The following is a 15,998-nucleotide window of genomic DNA, read 5'->3' as shown; positions in this document are numbered from 1 at the left end:
TGGCCCCCATGCCCCCTGCAGCCACCGTCGACCGTCCCAGCAACGTCTCCGAGGCCCTGGCCCGCGGCCGGCTCGGCGTACCGGCGGTCATCTTCTTCGTGCTCTCCGCCGCCGCCCCGCTGACCGTGGTGGCCGGCGTGGTCACCACCGGGTACGCGGTCACCGGCGTCACCGGCATCCCGCTGGCGTTCCTGGTGGTCGCGGCGGTGCTCGCGCTCTTCTCGGTCGGCTACGTGGCGATGGCCCGCCGACTGACCAACGCCGGCGCCTTCTACGCGTACATCGCCCGCGGGCTCGGCCGGCCGGCCGGGGTGGGCGCGGCCTGGGTCGCGCTGATCGCGTACAACGCGCTCCAGGTGGGGCTCTACGGCGCGATCGGCGCCGCCGCCGAGCCGGTGCTCCAGCAGCTCTTCGGCGGTTCGCCGGCCTGGTGGGTGGTGGCGCTGGTCGCCTGGGCGCTGGTCGCCGTGCTGGGCGTGCTCCGGGTCGACGTGAACGGCCTGGTGCTGGCCGTGCTGCTGGCCGCCGAGATCCTGGTCATCGTCGTGTTCGACCTGGCGCAGGTCAGCCACCCGGCCGGCGGCTCGGTCAGCTTCGCCACCCTGTCGCCGGACAACCTGCTGGTGCCCGGCGTCGGCGCGCTCCTGGTGCTGGCCACCACCGGCTTCACCGGCTTCGAGTCGGCGGTGGTGTTCAGCGAGGAGAGCAAGGACCCGAAGCGGACCGTCCCGATGGCCACCTACCTGTCGGTGGCCATCATCGCCGGGCTGTACGCCTTCTCGGCCTGGACGATGACCGTCGCGACCGGACCGGACCGGATCGTCGACGCGTCCCGGGAGCAGAGCACGGCGCTGATCTTCAACCTCGCCGGCGCGCACCTCGGCGACAGCGCGGTGACCATCGGCCAGGCGCTCTTCCTCACCTCGCTGCTGGCCGCGATGATCTCGTTCCACAACACCACCGCCCGGTACGCCTTCGCGCTCGGCCGGGAGCGGGTGCTGCCGGCGGTGTTCGGGCAGACCTCGCCGCTCACCGGCGCGCCCCGGGTCGCCTCGCTGGCGCAGAGCGCCCTCGGGCTGGTGGTGATCGTGCTCTACGCGGTCGCCGGCTGGGACCCGCTGGTGCAGTTGTTCTTCTGGGGCGGCACCGGCGGCGGCTTCGGCGTGCTGCTCCTGATCGCCACCACCTCGGTCGCGGTGATCGCCTTCTTCGCCCGGACCCGGACGGCGGAGACGCTCTGGCGCCGGGCGATCGCCCCCGGCCTCGCGGCGATCGCGTTGACCGCCATCATCGTGGTCGCGGTGGACAACTTCGCCATCCTGCTCGGCGTCGCCCCGGACTCGCCGCTGCGCTGGGCGATCCCGGCGGTCTACCCGGTCGCGGCGCTGCTCGGGCTGCTCTGGGGGCTGGTGCTGCGCGGCCGCCGGCCCGAGGTGTACGCCCGGATCGGGCTCGGCGCGGAGAGCGCGGTCGCCGAGGCGCCGCCGGCCGCCGGCGAGCCGGCGCCGGCCGGCGTGGAGGTGGCGCGGTGACCGAGGTGCCGATCGAGCGGCTGGGGCCGGGGGAGAGCCGGGCGGTCGCGGAGCGGGTCGCCGAGGCGTTCCGGCTCCTCGACGTGACGCGCTGGCTGGTGCCGGACGAGGCGAAGCGGGAGGCGGTGCTCGCCGAGAACTTCGAGATCCTGGTCGACCACGCGATGCGGCACGGGATCGTGCACGGCACCGCCGACCGGTCGGCGGTCGCCGTCTGGTTCCCGCAGGCCGGCGAGCCGGCCCCGCCGCCGGTCGACTACGACGACCGGCTCGCCGCCGCCTGTGGCGAGTGGACGCCCCGGTTCCAGCACCTCGACGAGTTGTTCGAGGCGAACCACCCGCACGGCACCCACCACCACCTGGTGTTCCTGGCGGTCGCGCCGCAGCGGCAGGGGCGGGGGCTGGGCAGCGCGTTGCTCCGGCACCACCACGCCGTGCTCGACGCCGAGGGCGTGCCCGGGTACCTGGAGGCGAGCAGCGAGCGCAGCCGCGACCTGTACGCCCGGCACGGCTACCGGGCCGCCGAGCCGTTCCGACTGCCCGACGGGTCCGCGTTCCATCCGATGTGGCGGGACCCGCACGGCTGACCGTCGCGCGGCGACCCCCGGTGTCCCATCGGAGACCGGGGGTCGCTGTCGGTCTTCTCATATTGACCGGCGTGCGCGCGCCGCGTTGGCTGACCGCATGGCCCGCATCGCGTACGACGACCTCAGCGCGGCCGCCTTCGCGGCCACCCGGCACCTGGCCCCCGACGGGCTGACGAGTTGGCGGGCGGCCGTGGCGCGGCACCTGCCGACCGCGGCCGGCGCCCGGGTGCTCGACCTCGGCGCCGGCACCGGCACCTGGGCGGCCGCCTTCCACGCCTGGTACGACCTCGACGTGGTGGCGGTCGAGCCGTCGGCGGCCATGCGGGCCCGCGCCGCGTACCGGGGGATGGTCGGCGGTGGCGCGGAGGCCCTGCCGCTCGCGACGGCCAGCCTGGACGGCGCCTGGCTCTCCACGGTGATCCACCACCTGCCGGACCTGCCGGCGGTCGCCGCCGAGCTGCGCCGGACGCTGCGGCCCGGCGCGCCGGTGCTGATCCGCTCGGTCTTCGCCGGTCGGGATGGCGGGATCAGCCTGTTCCGCTGGTTCCCGGAGGCGCTGCGGGTGGTGGAGAGCTACCCCTCGGTGGCGGAGGTCTGCGCGGCGTTCGAGCCGGCCGGCTTCGCGCCGGTGGCGCTGGAGTCGGTGCCGCAGGTCAGCGCCCCGTCGCTGCGGGAGGCCGCGGACCGGCTGCGTCGGTCGGCGCACACCCCGCTGCTGCTGCTCGACGACGCCGACTACGCGCGGGGCGTGCGGCGGATGCGCGCGGCGGCCGGGCGGACACCGGACGCGCCGGTGGTCGACACGATGGACCTGCTGGTGCTGCGCTGAGCGCACGGACAGGCCCGGCCGGCGAACCGCCGACCGGGCCTGGACGCGACGTTGGCCGGGCCCGCCGACCCGGCCAACGTCTCCACCCCCTAGTACGTTCCGTCGAGCTGCCCACGCAGCTTCGTCAGCGCCCGGGCCAGCAGCCGGGACACGTGCATCTGCGAGACGCCGATCTGCTCGGCGATCTGCGACTGGGTCAGGTTGCCGTAAAAGCGCAGCGTGAGGATCTTCTGCTCGCGCTCGTCGAGCGTGGCGAGCGCCGGGCCCAGGGCCACCCGCAGTTCGGCCAGCTCGAACTCGCCGTCCTCGCCGCCGAGCATGTCGCCCAGCTCGGTCGCCCGGTCGCCGTCACCGGTCGGGGTGGACAGCGACACCGCGTTGTAGGCGCGGGCGCCCTCCAGGCCCTCCAGGACCTCTTCCTCGGTCAGCTTGAGGTGGGCGGCGATGTCGGCGACCGTCGGTGAGCGGCCGAGGGTCTGCAGCAGCGAGCTGTTGGCGTCGGAGATGGCCAGCCGCAGCTCCTGGAGGCGACGCGGCACGCGGATGTCCCAGGTGCGGTCGCGGAAGTGCCGCTTGAGCTCGCCGATGATGGTCGGGATGGCGTAACCGGCGAAGTCGACGCCCCGGGAGGGGTCGAACTTGTCGATCGCCTTGATCAGGCCGACGGCGGCGGTCTGCGCCAGGTCGTCGGTGGGCTCGCCGCGACCGCTGTAGCGGTGGGCGAGGTGGTTGGCGAGCGGCAGCCAGGCCTCGATCGCCTTGTCGCGCAGCGCGACGCGCGACGGGTGCTTGGCGGGCAGCGCTGCCATCGCGTTGAGCAGATCCGCGGCGCTGTCGGTGAGTGCGCGCGGGTCGAGCTTCTCGGTGGCGGACGGCGTTGTGGTCGCCTGCTCGCTGATCGTTGGCGCGGTCATGGGTGGTCCTCCCTGCACCTCGTCCGCGGATAAAAAGACGTGACGCTTTGGTTTAGCTTCAGGTAGCCGTTCGGGACTCACCTTAGCCTGATCGGCTCTACGAAATCTAGCCGAAAGTACGATGTACTTAAGCGATTTCGTGACATGAAACCCCCTGATGGTGGGCAAACTACCCGGGGTTGTGATCACGGTTACCGGGGCCGCCCGCCCGATCGGCCTCCGCCGGACGCCCCCGGGCTGCTGACCGCTCGGCCCGCCGTCCGCACCGACCGGCAACGAAGAAACCGACAAACGGTTCGCATTGTCGGCCATCCGTCGTTGTCCCATCCGCGGGACCGCCCGTAGCGTCCCCTGTGTACACATCTACGGAGGCCACGTGCTGGATCCCGCCGCTCCGCAACTCGTCGTCAACGCCCGGGTGCTGCTGTTCAGCTGGCTCCCGGCGGACCCCGACGCGGTCGCGGCGTTCCTCCCGGCCGGGCTGCGCCCCCGCCCCGACCTGCAGGTCTTCCTGTCCCAGTACGTGGTGGACGACGAGAGCCAGACCTCCGGCTTCGGGGCGTACTCGCTCACCTACCTGGGGATCTCGCTGGTCGGTGCGGATCCGCCCGACGGCGACATTCCCGGCGGGTGGTGGAGCCACTACTTCGCCTCCAGCCCCCGCGTCCGCGAGTACGCCGCCGCCCGGGGGGTTCCGGCGGCAGCCGGGCAGACCGCTGTCGACGTGCGGGGCGAGCAGCTCACGGCGGAGACCCGCGCCGACGGGTGGCCGATCATCCGGACCGTGGCCCGGGTCGGCCACACCGGCCACGTCGTGCGCAGCGGCCACCACCGGTACCTGACCGGCCGGGACGGGCAGCTGACCAGCGCCGACTACCCGTACGTGGCCGAGCCGGTGACGCCGTTCGAGATCGAGTCCGTGGAGTTCCTGGCGCCAGAGCACCCGGTCTACCCGCTACGCCCGGCCAACCCGCTCAACATCTGCTGGGGCTTCTACTCCCCGCGGGTGTCGTTCGCGTACCCGGCCGGCCCGAACGCGCTCGACGAGCCGCCGGCCGCCGAGCCGGCTCACCAGGTGCCGGCCCGCCGGGCCCGCAGCGGCCTGCCGTCCGGGTCGTAGACCAGCCGGTACGCGGGCAGCGCCCAGACCCGGGTGTGCCAGGGCAGCCGCTCCGGCCGGTGCGGGCGCAGCCGACCCGGCGGGCGGGGACCGACCCGGCCCCCGTCGTGCCAGCGGTGCAGCGCGTCCGCCGCGTCGGTGATCGCCTGCACGGCCTCGGCCGGGTCGAGCAGATCGTGGTCCTCGCCACCGGCCGGGTCCCGGTCCAGGTGCTCCCGCCACAGCCGTAGCCGCAGGTCCCGGGCGAAGACCCGGGCGCCGTCGCCGAGGCCGGCCGGGTCGGTGGGGGGCCGCTCGTCCCGGGTGTCGTCCAGCACCGCGCAGGACAGCTCGCTGTCGTGCGTCCAGGAGCGGCGGTTGAAGTTGTCGCTGCCGACGCTGGCCCAGACGTCGTCGATCACGCAGACCTTGGCGTGCACGTAGACCGGGGTGCCCTCGTGGTTCTCCACGTCGAAGACGTGCACCCGGTCCCGGGCCGCCTGCTGGCAGAGCGAGAGCGCCTGCTCGCGACCCACCATGTTGGGCGGCAGCGCGAGCCGGCCGTCCACGTCCGGGTGCCGCGGCACGACGGCGACCAGGTGCAGTTCGGGCTGCTCCCGCAGCGCCCGCGCGAAGAGGTCCGCCACCTCGGTCGACCAGAGGTACTGGTCCTCCAGGTAGATCAGCCGCCGGGCCCGGCGCACCGCCTTGGTGTAGCCGCGGGCCACCGTCCGCTCGCCGTCCGGGGCGAAGGAGTAGCGCGGTCGAACCGCCGGGTAGGTGCGCAGCACCTGGATCTGCTGCGGCCCGCACGGCGGGGGATCGGCGGGCTGGTCGGGGAGCGGGTCGGGGCTCAGGTCGGAGCCGCGCAGCCGGTCCCGCAGGTAGGCCAGCGGGTTCTCCGAGTCCAGCGGCATCGGATCGGTCCACCGCTCGCGGAACGTCGTGTCGAGCGCGCCGACCACCGGGCCGCGGACCGCGAGCTGGACGTCGTGCCACGGCGGGTGGGCGCCGTACTTCGGGGACATGGCGACGGCCTGCGGGTCACCCCGGTGCGCCGCGTCGTCCCGCCGGCTGTGGCAGAGGTCGATCCCGCCGGCGAAGGCGACGTCCCGCTCCGGGTCGTCCGGGTGGCGCAGCACCACGAGCTTCTGGTGGTGCGAGCCGCCGCGCCGGACCCGCTGGTCCAGCAGCACCTCGCCGCCGGCCGCGCAGATCGCCTCGCTGAGATCGCGGTTCTCCGCCTCGCTGTAGGAGAGCGCGTCGAGGTGGGACCGCCAGATCAGACCCTTGACCACCACGCCGCGCTGGGCGGCGTGGGCGAAGAGTTGCGCCACCGTCGGGCCGTCCGGACGCATCCGCTGATCCGGGTCGCCCCGCCAGTCGGTGAAGAAGAGCTGATCGCCGGCCTTCAGCGCCGCCACCTCGCTGGCCAGCCGGTCGAAGTACGCCGCGCCGTGAATCAACGGCTCGGCGAGGTTTCCCGTCGTCCAGACGGGTATTTCAGATCCCGGGTTGGCACGTTCCTGCGCGGTGAGGAACCAGTCCTGCATCGCCACGTCCAGCCTCCCGAGGTCGACAACGTCCTCACGGTAGGACCCCCACGGCGGGTACGCACGCCGACCGACCGCAGGTCGGAGCCCACGTGGTGGCCACCGGACCCCTCAACGCGACGAATCCAGGAGGCCACAGCATGCCCGCCGAGATGATGAACTCCGTGACCGAGTACCGCGAGCCGGCGGTCGAGAGCGAACGGGGCGCGGTGTTGGCGGTCTTGTTGATGGTGATCCTCGGGGTGGCCGGCATCTTCGCCGTGTCCTGACCGCCGGGTGGGCGCCCCGGACGAACCGGGACGCCCACCTCGTGCGGGTTGATCAGGGACGCGGGCCCTGGCCGCCGGTGTGCGGCAGGCGCTTCGCGGGGATCACGCCGAGCTTGCCGGCCTGGAAGTCCTCGAACGCCTGGATCAGCTCGTCCCGGGTGTTCATCACGAACGGGCCGTAGTGCGCCACCGGCTCCCGGATGGGCTGGCCGCCCATGATGTAGAGCTCCAGGGCCGGGGTGTTGCCGTCCTGCTTCGCGTCCGCGGTCACCCGCAGCGCGTCGCCCGGGCCGTGCACCGCGAGCTGCCCGGTGTGGATCGGCCGCCGGTCGGCGCCCACCGTGCCGCGGCCGGCCAGCACGTAGACCAGCGCGTTGAAGTCGGGCCGCCAGGGCAGGCTCAGTTCCGCCCCCGGCTGCACCGTCACATGGGTGATGGTGATCGGGGTGTGGGTGGAGCCCGGCCCGCGGTGCCCGGCGACCTCGCCGGCGATCACCCGGATCAGCGCGCCGCCGTCCGGCGTGGTGAGCAGCGCCGACTCCCTGGCGCGGATGTCCTGGTAGCGCGGCGGGTTCATCTTGGCCACCCGGGGCAGGTTGACCCAGAGCTGGAGGCCGTGGAAGAGGCCGCCGCTGGTCACCAGGTGCTCCGGCGGCGCTTCGATGTGCAGCAGGCCGCTGCCGGCCGTCATCCACTGGGTGTCGCCGTCGGTGATGGTGCCGCCGCCACCCTGCGAGTCCTGGTGGTCCATGATCCCGTCGATCATGTAGGTCACCGTCTCGAAGCCGCGGTGCGGGTGCCACGGGGTGCCCTTCGGCTCGCCCGGGGCGTAGTCGACCTCGCCCATCTGGTCGAGGTGGATGAACGGGTCCAGCTCGGTCAGCGGCACCCCGGCGAAGGCCCGGCGGACCGGGAAGCCCTCACCCTCGAAGCCGCTAGGCGCGGTGGTGAGCCGGCGGACCGGCCGGAAGCTGGTGGACTCGTCGAGCCGGGGCAGGCGGGGCAGGACGAGGACGTCGTCGACGGTGATGGCGGGCATCGCGGGCTCCTTAGTTGTCGGCCGGGGCGGACGACGCGTCGCGGGCGGCGCGCAGGCGCCGGCCGAGCCGCTCGAAGACCCGGGTGAGGCAGGCGACCTCGGCGTCGTCGAGGTCGTCCATCAGGTGGGTACGCACCGACGCCACGTGGTGCGGCGCGGCCTCGCGGAGGGTGAGCAGGCCGGCGGCGGTGAGCACCGCCTCGCTGCCCCGGCGGTCCGCCGGGCAGGACTCCTTGGCGACCAGACCGCGCTTCTGCATGGAGGAGATCTGGTACGTCAGCCGGCTCGGCGAGAAGACCAGCCGGCTGGCCAGCTCGCCCATCCGGAGCCGCTGCCCCGGCGCCTCGGAGAGCAGGACCAGCACGTGGTAGTCGGCGAAGCTCAGCTCGCTGTCCGCGCGCAGGTCCTCCTCGAGCTGGGTGAACAACCGCTGGCTCGACTCGATGTACGCGCGCCAGCAGGCCATCCGCTCGGGGTTCAGGCTCTCGGTCACGGGTATGACAGTAGCACTATTTCAAATTTCAACAAGTGCCTTCCATCACCGGCTGACCGCGTCGGAGCGGGCACCCATCAGAGCCCTCCTTGCAATCTGAAGAACCGCCGACGGGAGGTGGACGGGCGCCCGGCCGGCGCGGCGTGCCAGACTCCGGCCCGTGGACCACCTCGAGCTGACCGCCCCCGGCCTGCTGCTGCGACCCTGGCGGGCGGCGGACGCTCCGGCCGTCCTCGCCGCGCTGCGCGAGCCGGCCATCGCCCAGTGGAACCCGTCGCCCGGCGGCACCGACCTGCCCGGAGCCCGCGAGTGGGTCCGCCGGCGCGCCGACTGGTCCGCCGGCGATCACGTCTCCCTGGCGGTGACCGGGCCGGGCGGCGAAGCGCTGCTCGGCTCGGTGTCGCTGCACCGCATCCACGCCGGCGACGCCTCGATCGGATACTGGACCGTCGCCGAGGCCCGCGGCCAGGGCATCGCCTCCGCGGCCGTCACCGCGCTCACCACCTGGGCGTTCGCGCAGCTCCGGCTGCATCGGATCGAGCTGTGCCACGCGGTGGCCAACCCGGCCTCCTGCCGGGTCGCCGCCCGCGCCGGCTACCCCGCGGAGGGCACCCTGCGGGAGTCCTACCGGTACGGGGACGGCCGGCGGTACGACGAGCACCTGCACGCCCGGCTGATCACCGACGGCTGCCCGCCACCGGGGCTAGGGTCGAGCCGTGGATGATCTCGAAGTGCTCGACTGGCGGGAACGGGTGGCCCGGCTGTACCTCTCCGACCTCGACCTGACCGGGTTCCGGACGGAACGGGACGAGCTGTTCCGCCGGCACCCGCAGAGCCCGCTCCCAGTCGCGGACCGGCCCGGCTTCACCGGGCTGCGGTACCACCCGCCGAACCCGGACGCGGTGGTGGAGGCGCCGCTGCGCCCCGCCTCCGGTGTCGAAAGCATCGACACCGGCGGGCCGGACGGGGTGGTGCGCTACCGGCGGGTCGCGATCGCGGAGACCCCGTGGGGGCCGCTGACCCTGTGGTGGATCGAGGCGTACGGCGGGGGGCTGTTCGTGCCGCTGCGCGACGGGACCTGCGGCACCGAGGCGTACGGCGGGGGCCGGTACCTGACCGACACCGTCAAGGGCACCTTCGGTCGGGGACTGACCGTGCTGCCGGGCGGGCGGGCCCGGCTCGACGCCAACTACCTCTACAACCCCAGCTGCGCGTACGACGACCGGTGGGCCTGCCCGCTCGCTCCGCCAGAGAACCGGGTGGACGTGCCGATCCGGGCCGGGGAGCTGGCGTACCACTACTGACGCCCCGACGCGGACTGGGCGCCGGGGCGTGGCGTCGGTGCGGTCAACGGGCGGTCGCGCCCGTCGGGGTCAGGTGCATCCGACCCAGCAGCTGCCGTGCCTGATCGGCCACGTCCGCGTCCACGATCACCGCGTACTGGCCGGCCCGCAGCGAACTGGCCGAGGTGAAGTCCCGCTGCCCCCCGGTCATCGCGTGCGCCACCGCGCCGAAGACGGCGCCCCAGATCGCGCCGATCACCAGCCCGACCAGGATCACCGCCACCCAGTTGCCGGCGGTGAAGATGCCGAAGAGCAACCCGATGAAGAGCCCGAACCAGGCGCCGGTGCCGGCGCCCACCAGGGCGGCCCGGCCCGTGCTCATCCGGCCCATCACCGTCTCCACCAGGGTCAGGTTGGTGCCGACGATCGCGGTGCGTTCCACCGGGAACCGGTTGTCGGCCAGGTAGTCCACCACGCGCTGGGCGGACGGATAGTCCGGGTACGAGCCGATCGTCACGGTCGGCGGACCCGGCTGCGGTCCGTGTCCGTCCCCGCTGGGCGCCGCCGGCCGGCCGGCCGGACCGGACGGGAGGTTGTCGCCGCCCGGCATACCGGGTTGCCAGGCCGCGGTCGGAGTCGAGGGTCTGGTCATGAGCATCCTCCTTCGTCAACCGCCCGGGTTCCCACCGCAGCCGGGCGGTAACGCACGGCCGGCGTCGGATGCCCGCCGGCCGGTGCCGGCCGGTGGGACATGCGCTCGGCGCAGGTCGAATGCCCGGCGCGCGGAATGCGGCCGGTGCACCCGGGTAGACACCGGCGTGGACAGCGGACGGATAGGTGAGCACGGCTTCCTGGCGGACGGCTGCAGTGCGGCGCTGGTCGACCTGGCCGGTTCGGTGAACTGGTGGTGCCCGCCGCGCTTCGACGGGCCCTCCGTATTCGGCCGGCTGCTCGACGACCGGGCGGGGCACTGGACAATCCGCCCGGAGGACGATTTCACCAGCGAACGGTCCTATCTGGACGACACGCTGGTGCTGCGTACCGTCTTCACCACCCGGACCGGTTCGGTGGCGGTGACCGACGCCCTGGCGCTGGAACCCGGCGCGCGCGGCCACGAGATCGGCCGGCGCTCACCCCGCGTTCTCGCCCGCCTGGTCGAGGGACTGACCGGCGAGGTCCCGATGCGGGTGCAGTACCAGCCCCGCTTCGAGTACGGGCGGGTCTCCGCGTACCTCACCGAATCCGGCGGGCAGTTCGACGCCACCGCCGGCACCTGCCGGTTGAGCCTGCGCGCCAACGTTCCGCTGGACCTCGGCGACGGCGAGGCCACCGGGCGGTTCACCGCCCGCGCCGGCACTCGCCACCACTTCACTCTCGGCCACGCCGACACCTACGGGGAGCGTCCGCCGGCCGTCCCGGATGCCGACCGGGTGGTGGCCGACGCGGTCGCCGGGTGGCGGTCCTGGGCCGACCTGCATCGTGACCAGTACCGGGGCGAGTACCGGGACCAGGTGTGGCGCAGCGCGATCGTGGTGCAGGGCATGACCTACCAGCCCAGCGGCGCCGTGGTCGCGGCGCCCACCACCTCGCTCCCCGAGGAGTTGGGCGGCGACCGCAACTACGACTACCGCTTCGTCTGGGTACGCGACTTCAGCCTCACCCTCCAGGCGCTCTGGCTGGCCGCATGCCCGGACGAGGCGAACCGGCAGTTCGCCTGGGTGTCCCGGGCCATGGGCCGGATCGGCGACGAGCCGGTGCCGATCATGTACGGCGTGCACGGGGAGCGGGACCTCACCGAACACCGGTTGGACCACCTGTCCGGGTACGCCGACAGTCGACCGGTCTTCATCGGCAACGACGCGTGGCGGCAGCGGCAGACCGACGTGCACGGCGAGGTCCTCGACGCCGCCTGGCTGATGCGGCACTACCTCGACCCGATGTCGCCCGACGTGCGCCAGTTCCTGCATGCCTGCGCCGACCGGGCGGTGGTCGACTGGCGCCGGCCGGACGCCGGGATGTGGGAGGCGCGTGACGCCGAGCGGCACTACGTGTCGTCCAAGGTGCAGTGCTGGACCGCGCTGGACCGGGCGGTGCGCTTCGGAACCCGGCTCGGCGAGCCAGCCGACGTTGCCCGCTGGGCGGCGGCCCGGGACGAGATCCGGGAGACGGTGCTGACCCGCGGCTGGAACGAGCGACTCGGCGCATACACCGGGGCTTTCGACTCGGACAACCTCGACGCCTCGGTGCTGATCATGCCGCTGGTCGGCTTCCTGTCGGCCGACGACCCCCGGATGCGGTCCACGATGGACGTGGTCGAGCGCCGGCTCTGCCGGGACGGCCTGCTGCGGCGCTGGGACGACGACCCCGCGGGCTTCGTGATCTGCTCGTTTTGGCTGGTCAGCTGCCTCGCTGCGGCTGGCGAGCTGGACCGGGCGCGGCGGCTCTTCGAGCAGCTCGCCGCCCGGGTCAACGACCTGGGGCTCTACGCCGAGCAGATCGACCAGGCCACCGGCGAGCACCTGGGCAACTTTCCACAGGCCTTCTCGCACATCGGCCTGATCCACGCCGCGGGTTGGATCACCGCGGCCGCCGACCGGCTCGGCGGCTTTGCCGAGCGAGAGGCCGTGCCGACCGGTACGACGATCACGTAGGGAGCACGTAGATGACCGGACGACTGGCGGGCAAGACCGCCCTGATCACCGGCTCGGACTCGGGCATCGGCCAGGCCACCGCCATCGAGTTCGGCCGCGAGGGCGCCGACGTGGTGGTGCACTACCTGCACGACCACGCCGGGGCGAACCACACCCGGGCCGAGATCGAGAAGGCCGGTCGCCGCGCCATGGTGGTGCAGGGCGACATCAGCGTCGAACACCAGGTGGAGGCGATGTTCGACGAGGCCTTCGCCGAGTTCCCCACGCTGGACATTCTGATGAACGACGCCGGGGTGGACGCCTCCGGCATCCCGGTGGCCGACCTGGACACCGAGACCTGGGACCGGTGCATCCGGACCAACGTCTACGGGGCGTTCTTCTGCTCCCGGCGGTTCGTCCGACACCGCCGCGACCAGGGCGGGCGCGGGAAGATCATCAACATCACCTCTATCCACCAGGAGGTGGCCCGGGCCGGCGGCGCGGACTACGACACCAGCAAGGGGGCGATGTTGGAGTTCGCCAAGAGCCTCGCCCTGGAGGTGGCGCCGATGCACATGAACGTCAACAACATCGGGCCCGGCATGGTGCTCACCCCGTTCAACCAGCGGGCCATCGACGACCCGCAGTACCTGGAGGAGCAGGTGCAGAGCATCCCCTGGAAACGGGCCGCGCAGCCGCAGGAGATCGCCAAGCTGGCCGTCTTCCTGGCCAGCGAGGACGCCGAGTACGTGACCGGCTCGACGTACTTCATGGACGGCGGCCTCATGCAGAACCAGGGCCAGGGCGCCTGAACCGCCGCGCCCGGTCAGGCGACCGCGGCCCGCAGCCGCGGCCGTCGGTTGCCGGCCCTGGCGCCGGCGCGACAGATCGGGCGGCGGCGGGGAGGATCGGGGGATGCAGCTGGTGATCACCGCCGACACCCACGTACCGAAGCGGGCGCGGGACCTGCCGCCGCAGCTCTGGGCGGCGATCGACGCCGCCGACGTGGTGCTGCACGCGGGGGACTGGGTGGATGTGTCGCTGCTGGACGCGCTGGCCGCGCGGGCCCGCCGGCTGGTCGCCGTTCACGGCAACAACGACGGGCCGGAGCTGCGGGCCCGGCTGCCCGAGGTGGCCCGGGTGGAGCTCGACGGACTGCGGGTGGCGGTGGTGCACGAGACCGGGCCGAAGACCCGGCGTGAGGAACGCTGCGCGGCCCGCTTCCCCGATCGCGACCTGCTGGTCTTCGGGCACTCCCACATCCCGTGGGACAGCGTTGCTGCCCCGGGCGGGTTGCGGCTGCTCAACCCGGGGTCGCCCACCGACCGGCGGGCCCAGCCGTACCCGACCTGGCTGAGCGCGCGGGTGGTGGCGGGGCGGCTCGACCAGGTCGAGCTGCACCGCCTGCCCCCGCGCTGACTCACTGCCCGCGCCGCCTAGCTCACCGTCGACCATCCGACTTCGCCCAGGTCGCCGAGGGGTGGCAGGCCGCCGGGCTGGCCCGGGAGTGGACCGACACCCTGCTCGATCCCGCGCTCGGCGCGGCGACCCGCGCGGTCACCGGCCAGCGCTGGTCGCGCCGGCCGGCTCCGGCCCTCGGCCGCCCGGTCAGCCCCGGGCGCCGCCGAGGGCGGGCTCCTCCGCGCGCCCCCGCTCCGAGGGGTCCCGGGTGCGCTCGCCCGCCCGGTCGAGCAGCTGCATGACCGGGGTGGCGGCGATTCCGTGCACCACCACCGAGACGATCACCACCAGTCCGACGGTGGCCCAGATCAGCTCGGCCTGCGGGAAGTCGGTCCTGCTGGTGGCGTACGCCAGGTAGTAGAAGGAGCCGACGCCCCGGATGCCGAAGAACGCGATCACCCAGTGCTCGGCCGGCCGGCCGGGCGCGCCGCGCAGCGACAGCCAGCCGACCAGCGGCCGGACCACGAAGACCAGCGCCAGCCCGACCAGCGCCGCCGGCCAGGTCAGCGGGGCGAGCAGACCGCCGATCACCGCGCCGCCGAAGAGCAGCAGGAGCAAGACGGTGAGCAGCCGCTCGATCTGCTCGGCGAAGTCGTGCAGCACCGAGTGGAACTCGTGGGTCCGCTCCGCCGCCCGGATCGCCCGGGCCGCCACGAAGACCGCCAGGAAGCCGTACCCGCCGACCACCTCCACCAGCCCGTACGCCAGGAAGGTGGCGGCCAGCGCGAGGAAGCCCTCGGCGTGCCGGGCCAGCCGCAGCTCGCTCGGGGCCCGGAAGAAGAGCTTGCCGAGCAGCCAGCCGATGAGCAGGCCACCCCCCACGCCGACGGCGAGCTTGTAGAGCACGTCGACGGTGAACCAGTGCGCCAGCCACTCCGCCGGGGCGAGGCTGGTGGTGGCGATCGCGATGGCCGCGTACACGAACGGGAAGGCCAGGCCGTCGTTCAGCCCCGCCTCCGAGGTCAGCGCGAAGCGCACCTCGTCCTCGGAGTCCTCCACGTCGGTCGGCTCACCCACCTGCACGTCGGCGGCGAGCACCGGGTCGGTGGGGGCGAGCGCCGCGCCCAGCAGCAGCGCCGCCGCCGGCACCAGGCCGGCCCACCACCAGCCCAGCAGCGCCACCGCCGCGATGCAGAGCGGCATCGCGATGGCCAGCAGCCGCCAGGTCGACGACCAGCGAGCCCAGCTGAGCGGCCGGTCGATCTTCAGCCCGGCGCCCATCAGCGCCACGATCACCCCGACCTCGGTGAGATGGGTGGTGAGTTCGGGCCACCGCAGCGGGTCCGGCGTGGGCAACCCGGTCGGGAGCAGGAAGACCAGCATGCCGAGGCCGAGGAAGGCGATCGGCATGGAGAGCGGGCGCCGCTCCAGCACGCGAGGCAGGATCCCTGCCAGCAACGCGCCCACCCCCACCAGCGCGAACGCGACGTCCACCGGTTCCACGGCACCACCCTCCCGCCACCCGCGGCGCGGGCAGGTGGGGTCACCAGTGCCCCGTACTTCCGGCCGCTATGCCTCGGTGTCCGGCTTGTCCCGGGTGGGTCCGGTCACGTGTGAGCCCGGCCCTGCGCCGGCCGGCCGGGCCGCTGGTGCGGCTCGGCGGCGCGGCCGGGGTGACGCGCGAGGCTCAGATCAGGTCGGCGATGGCGCTCTCGCCGAGGCCCTCCAGCAGGGCGGCCGGGTCGTCGTAGACCGCCACGGCGCCCGCGCCGGCCAGCTCGGCGCGGCTGGTGCCGCCGCAGGTCAGGCCGATGCAGGGGATCTTCAGCTTGCCGGCCGCGGCGACGTCCCAGACCGAGTCGCCGACGAAGACCACGCGCTCCGCCCGCAGCACCGACTGCTCCAGCGCGGCCACCAGGATGTCCGGTGCCGGCTTGCTCTCGTCCGCGTCGGCCGAGGAGGTGATGGTGTCGATGACGTCGTCGGCGTCGAGAACGGCGCGCAGCGCGGCCACCTCGTGCTCGGCCGCCGAGGTGGCCAGCACCACCCGCAGCCCACGCGCCGCGCAGGCCCGCAGCAGGTCCACCGCGCCGGGCAGCGGCGCCAGCCGCTCCCAGTACTCGGCGTACAGGCTGTCGTGCGCGTCGCGCAGCTTGCCGTCGTTCTCCCGGTCGCGTTCCGGGCCGAGCAGGTGGTCGAGAAGCTTGTCGGAGCCCATGCCGATCGAGCGGTGGATCAACGCCATGGGGACCCGGTGATCGGCTTGGCGCAGCGCCTCCCACCAGCTCACGGTGTGCAGGTAGGTGGTGTCGACGAGGGTGCCGTCCACGTCGAGGAGGACGCCGCAGCGGTTGTCGGTAGGCATGGCT

Annotated in this window: 17 protein-coding genes; 10 read left to right on the top strand and 7 right to left on the bottom strand. The window is 73.5% G+C overall.

Translation table 11 applies throughout. The features are described 5' to 3' along the window. The first annotated feature begins 8 nt into the window (after positions 1-8). The 3 genes from GA0070613_RS29230 (at position 9) to GA0070613_RS29220 (ending at position 2,948) form a co-directional block, all read left to right on the top strand. Positions 9-1,532, top strand: coding sequence for an APC family permease (locus tag GA0070613_RS29230; RefSeq protein WP_089015223.1), 1,524 nt, complete (start codon positions 9-11; stop codon positions 1,530-1,532). Then, positions 1,529-2,119, top strand: a complete 591-nt coding sequence (locus GA0070613_RS29225) for a GNAT family N-acetyltransferase (RefSeq protein WP_089015222.1) — start codon at positions 1,529-1,531, stop codon at positions 2,117-2,119. The genes GA0070613_RS29230 and GA0070613_RS29225 overlap by 4 nt, the downstream gene beginning before the upstream one ends. Positions 2,120-2,216: 97 nt before the next feature. Then, the gene (locus GA0070613_RS29220; protein ID WP_089015221.1) at positions 2,217-2,948 is read left to right on the top strand and encodes a class I SAM-dependent methyltransferase; all 732 of its coding nucleotides are present in this window, start codon (positions 2,217-2,219) and stop codon (positions 2,946-2,948) included. A gap of 89 nt (positions 2,949-3,037) precedes the next feature. On the opposite strand, the gene GA0070613_RS29215 is transcribed toward GA0070613_RS29220, so the two are convergent. Beyond that, positions 3,038-3,862 (bottom strand): SigB/SigF/SigG family RNA polymerase sigma factor, encoded by an 825-nt coding sequence (locus tag GA0070613_RS29215; RefSeq protein ID WP_089015220.1) that lies wholly within the window; start codon positions 3,860-3,862, stop codon positions 3,038-3,040. 376 nt (positions 3,863-4,238) lie between these two features. Between GA0070613_RS29215 and GA0070613_RS29210 the strand changes: the two genes are divergently transcribed. After that, positions 4,239-4,982 carry a hypothetical protein gene (locus GA0070613_RS29210; protein WP_089015219.1) on the top strand — a complete coding sequence of 248 codons (744 nt, stop codon included), beginning with the start codon at positions 4,239-4,241 and terminating at the stop codon, positions 4,980-4,982. Here GA0070613_RS29210 and GA0070613_RS29205 read toward each other — a convergent pair. After that, positions 4,931-6,520, bottom strand: a complete 1,590-nt coding sequence (locus tag GA0070613_RS29205; RefSeq protein WP_089015218.1) for a phospholipase D family protein — start codon at positions 6,518-6,520, stop codon at positions 4,931-4,933. The two genes, GA0070613_RS29210 and GA0070613_RS29205, sit on opposite strands and share 52 nt — an antisense overlap. Positions 6,521-6,654: 134 nt before the next feature. Between GA0070613_RS29205 and GA0070613_RS34090 the strand changes: the two genes are divergently transcribed. Further along, positions 6,655-6,783, top strand: coding sequence for a hypothetical protein (locus tag GA0070613_RS34090; RefSeq protein WP_269459019.1), 129 nt, complete (start codon positions 6,655-6,657; stop codon positions 6,781-6,783). Positions 6,784-6,835: 52 nt separating this feature from the next. On the opposite strand, the gene GA0070613_RS29200 is transcribed toward GA0070613_RS34090, so the two are convergent. Then, complete coding sequence (locus GA0070613_RS29200; RefSeq protein ID WP_089015217.1) at positions 6,836-7,822, bottom strand: pirin family protein; 987 nt, start codon at positions 7,820-7,822, stop codon at positions 6,836-6,838. A 10-nt stretch (positions 7,823-7,832) separates the two neighbouring features. Beyond that, entirely contained in the window at positions 7,833-8,315 is a 483-nt protein-coding gene (locus tag GA0070613_RS29195; RefSeq protein WP_089015216.1) for a MarR family winged helix-turn-helix transcriptional regulator, read from the bottom strand. Between the two features lie 160 nt (positions 8,316-8,475). Between GA0070613_RS29195 and GA0070613_RS29190 the strand changes: the two genes are divergently transcribed. Continuing rightward, entirely contained in the window at positions 8,476-9,039 is a 564-nt protein-coding gene (locus GA0070613_RS29190) for a GNAT family N-acetyltransferase (protein ID WP_089015215.1), read from the top strand. Continuing rightward, positions 9,032-9,619, top strand: coding sequence for a DUF1684 domain-containing protein (locus GA0070613_RS29185; protein ID WP_089015214.1), 588 nt, complete (start codon positions 9,032-9,034; stop codon positions 9,617-9,619). The genes GA0070613_RS29190 and GA0070613_RS29185 overlap by 8 nt, the downstream gene beginning before the upstream one ends. Positions 9,620-9,662: 43 nt before the next feature. On the opposite strand, the gene GA0070613_RS29180 is transcribed toward GA0070613_RS29185, so the two are convergent. Then, positions 9,663-10,250, bottom strand: a complete 588-nt coding sequence (locus GA0070613_RS29180) for a general stress protein (RefSeq protein WP_089015213.1) — start codon at positions 10,248-10,250, stop codon at positions 9,663-9,665. A 166-nt stretch (positions 10,251-10,416) separates the two neighbouring features. Here GA0070613_RS29180 and GA0070613_RS29175 point away from each other — a divergent pair, with 166 nt between their 5' ends. From GA0070613_RS29175 to GA0070613_RS29165, 3 genes are all read left to right on the top strand, one after another. Further along, entirely contained in the window at positions 10,417-12,249 is a 1,833-nt protein-coding gene (locus GA0070613_RS29175) for a glycoside hydrolase family 15 protein (protein WP_172875918.1), read from the top strand. A gap of 11 nt (positions 12,250-12,260) precedes the next feature. Then, complete coding sequence (locus tag GA0070613_RS29170; RefSeq protein ID WP_089015211.1) at positions 12,261-13,040, top strand: glucose 1-dehydrogenase; 780 nt, start codon at positions 12,261-12,263, stop codon at positions 13,038-13,040. A gap of 103 nt (positions 13,041-13,143) precedes the next feature. Continuing rightward, entirely contained in the window at positions 13,144-13,647 is a 504-nt protein-coding gene (locus tag GA0070613_RS29165) for a metallophosphoesterase family protein (RefSeq protein ID WP_089015210.1), read from the top strand. 189 nt (positions 13,648-13,836) lie between these two features. Here GA0070613_RS29165 and GA0070613_RS29160 read toward each other — a convergent pair whose 3' ends face one another. Both GA0070613_RS29160 and GA0070613_RS29155 read right to left on the bottom strand, forming a co-directional pair. Next, positions 13,837-15,132 carry a cation:proton antiporter gene (locus GA0070613_RS29160; protein WP_089015209.1) on the bottom strand — a complete coding sequence of 432 codons (1,296 nt, stop codon included), beginning with the start codon at positions 15,130-15,132 and terminating at the stop codon, positions 13,837-13,839. A 184-nt stretch (positions 15,133-15,316) separates the two neighbouring features. After that, positions 15,317-15,994, bottom strand: a complete 678-nt coding sequence (locus tag GA0070613_RS29155) for an HAD family hydrolase (RefSeq protein WP_089015208.1) — start codon at positions 15,992-15,994, stop codon at positions 15,317-15,319. Positions 15,995-15,998 lie beyond the last annotated feature (4 nt).

It is taken from the genome of Micromonospora inositola, assembly GCF_900090285.1.
Classification (GTDB): Bacteria; Actinomycetota; Actinomycetes; order Mycobacteriales; family Micromonosporaceae; genus Micromonospora; species Micromonospora inositola.
The sequence above is the reverse complement of the archived record's forward strand: the minus strand, read 5'-3'. Positions and strand labels throughout refer to the sequence as shown.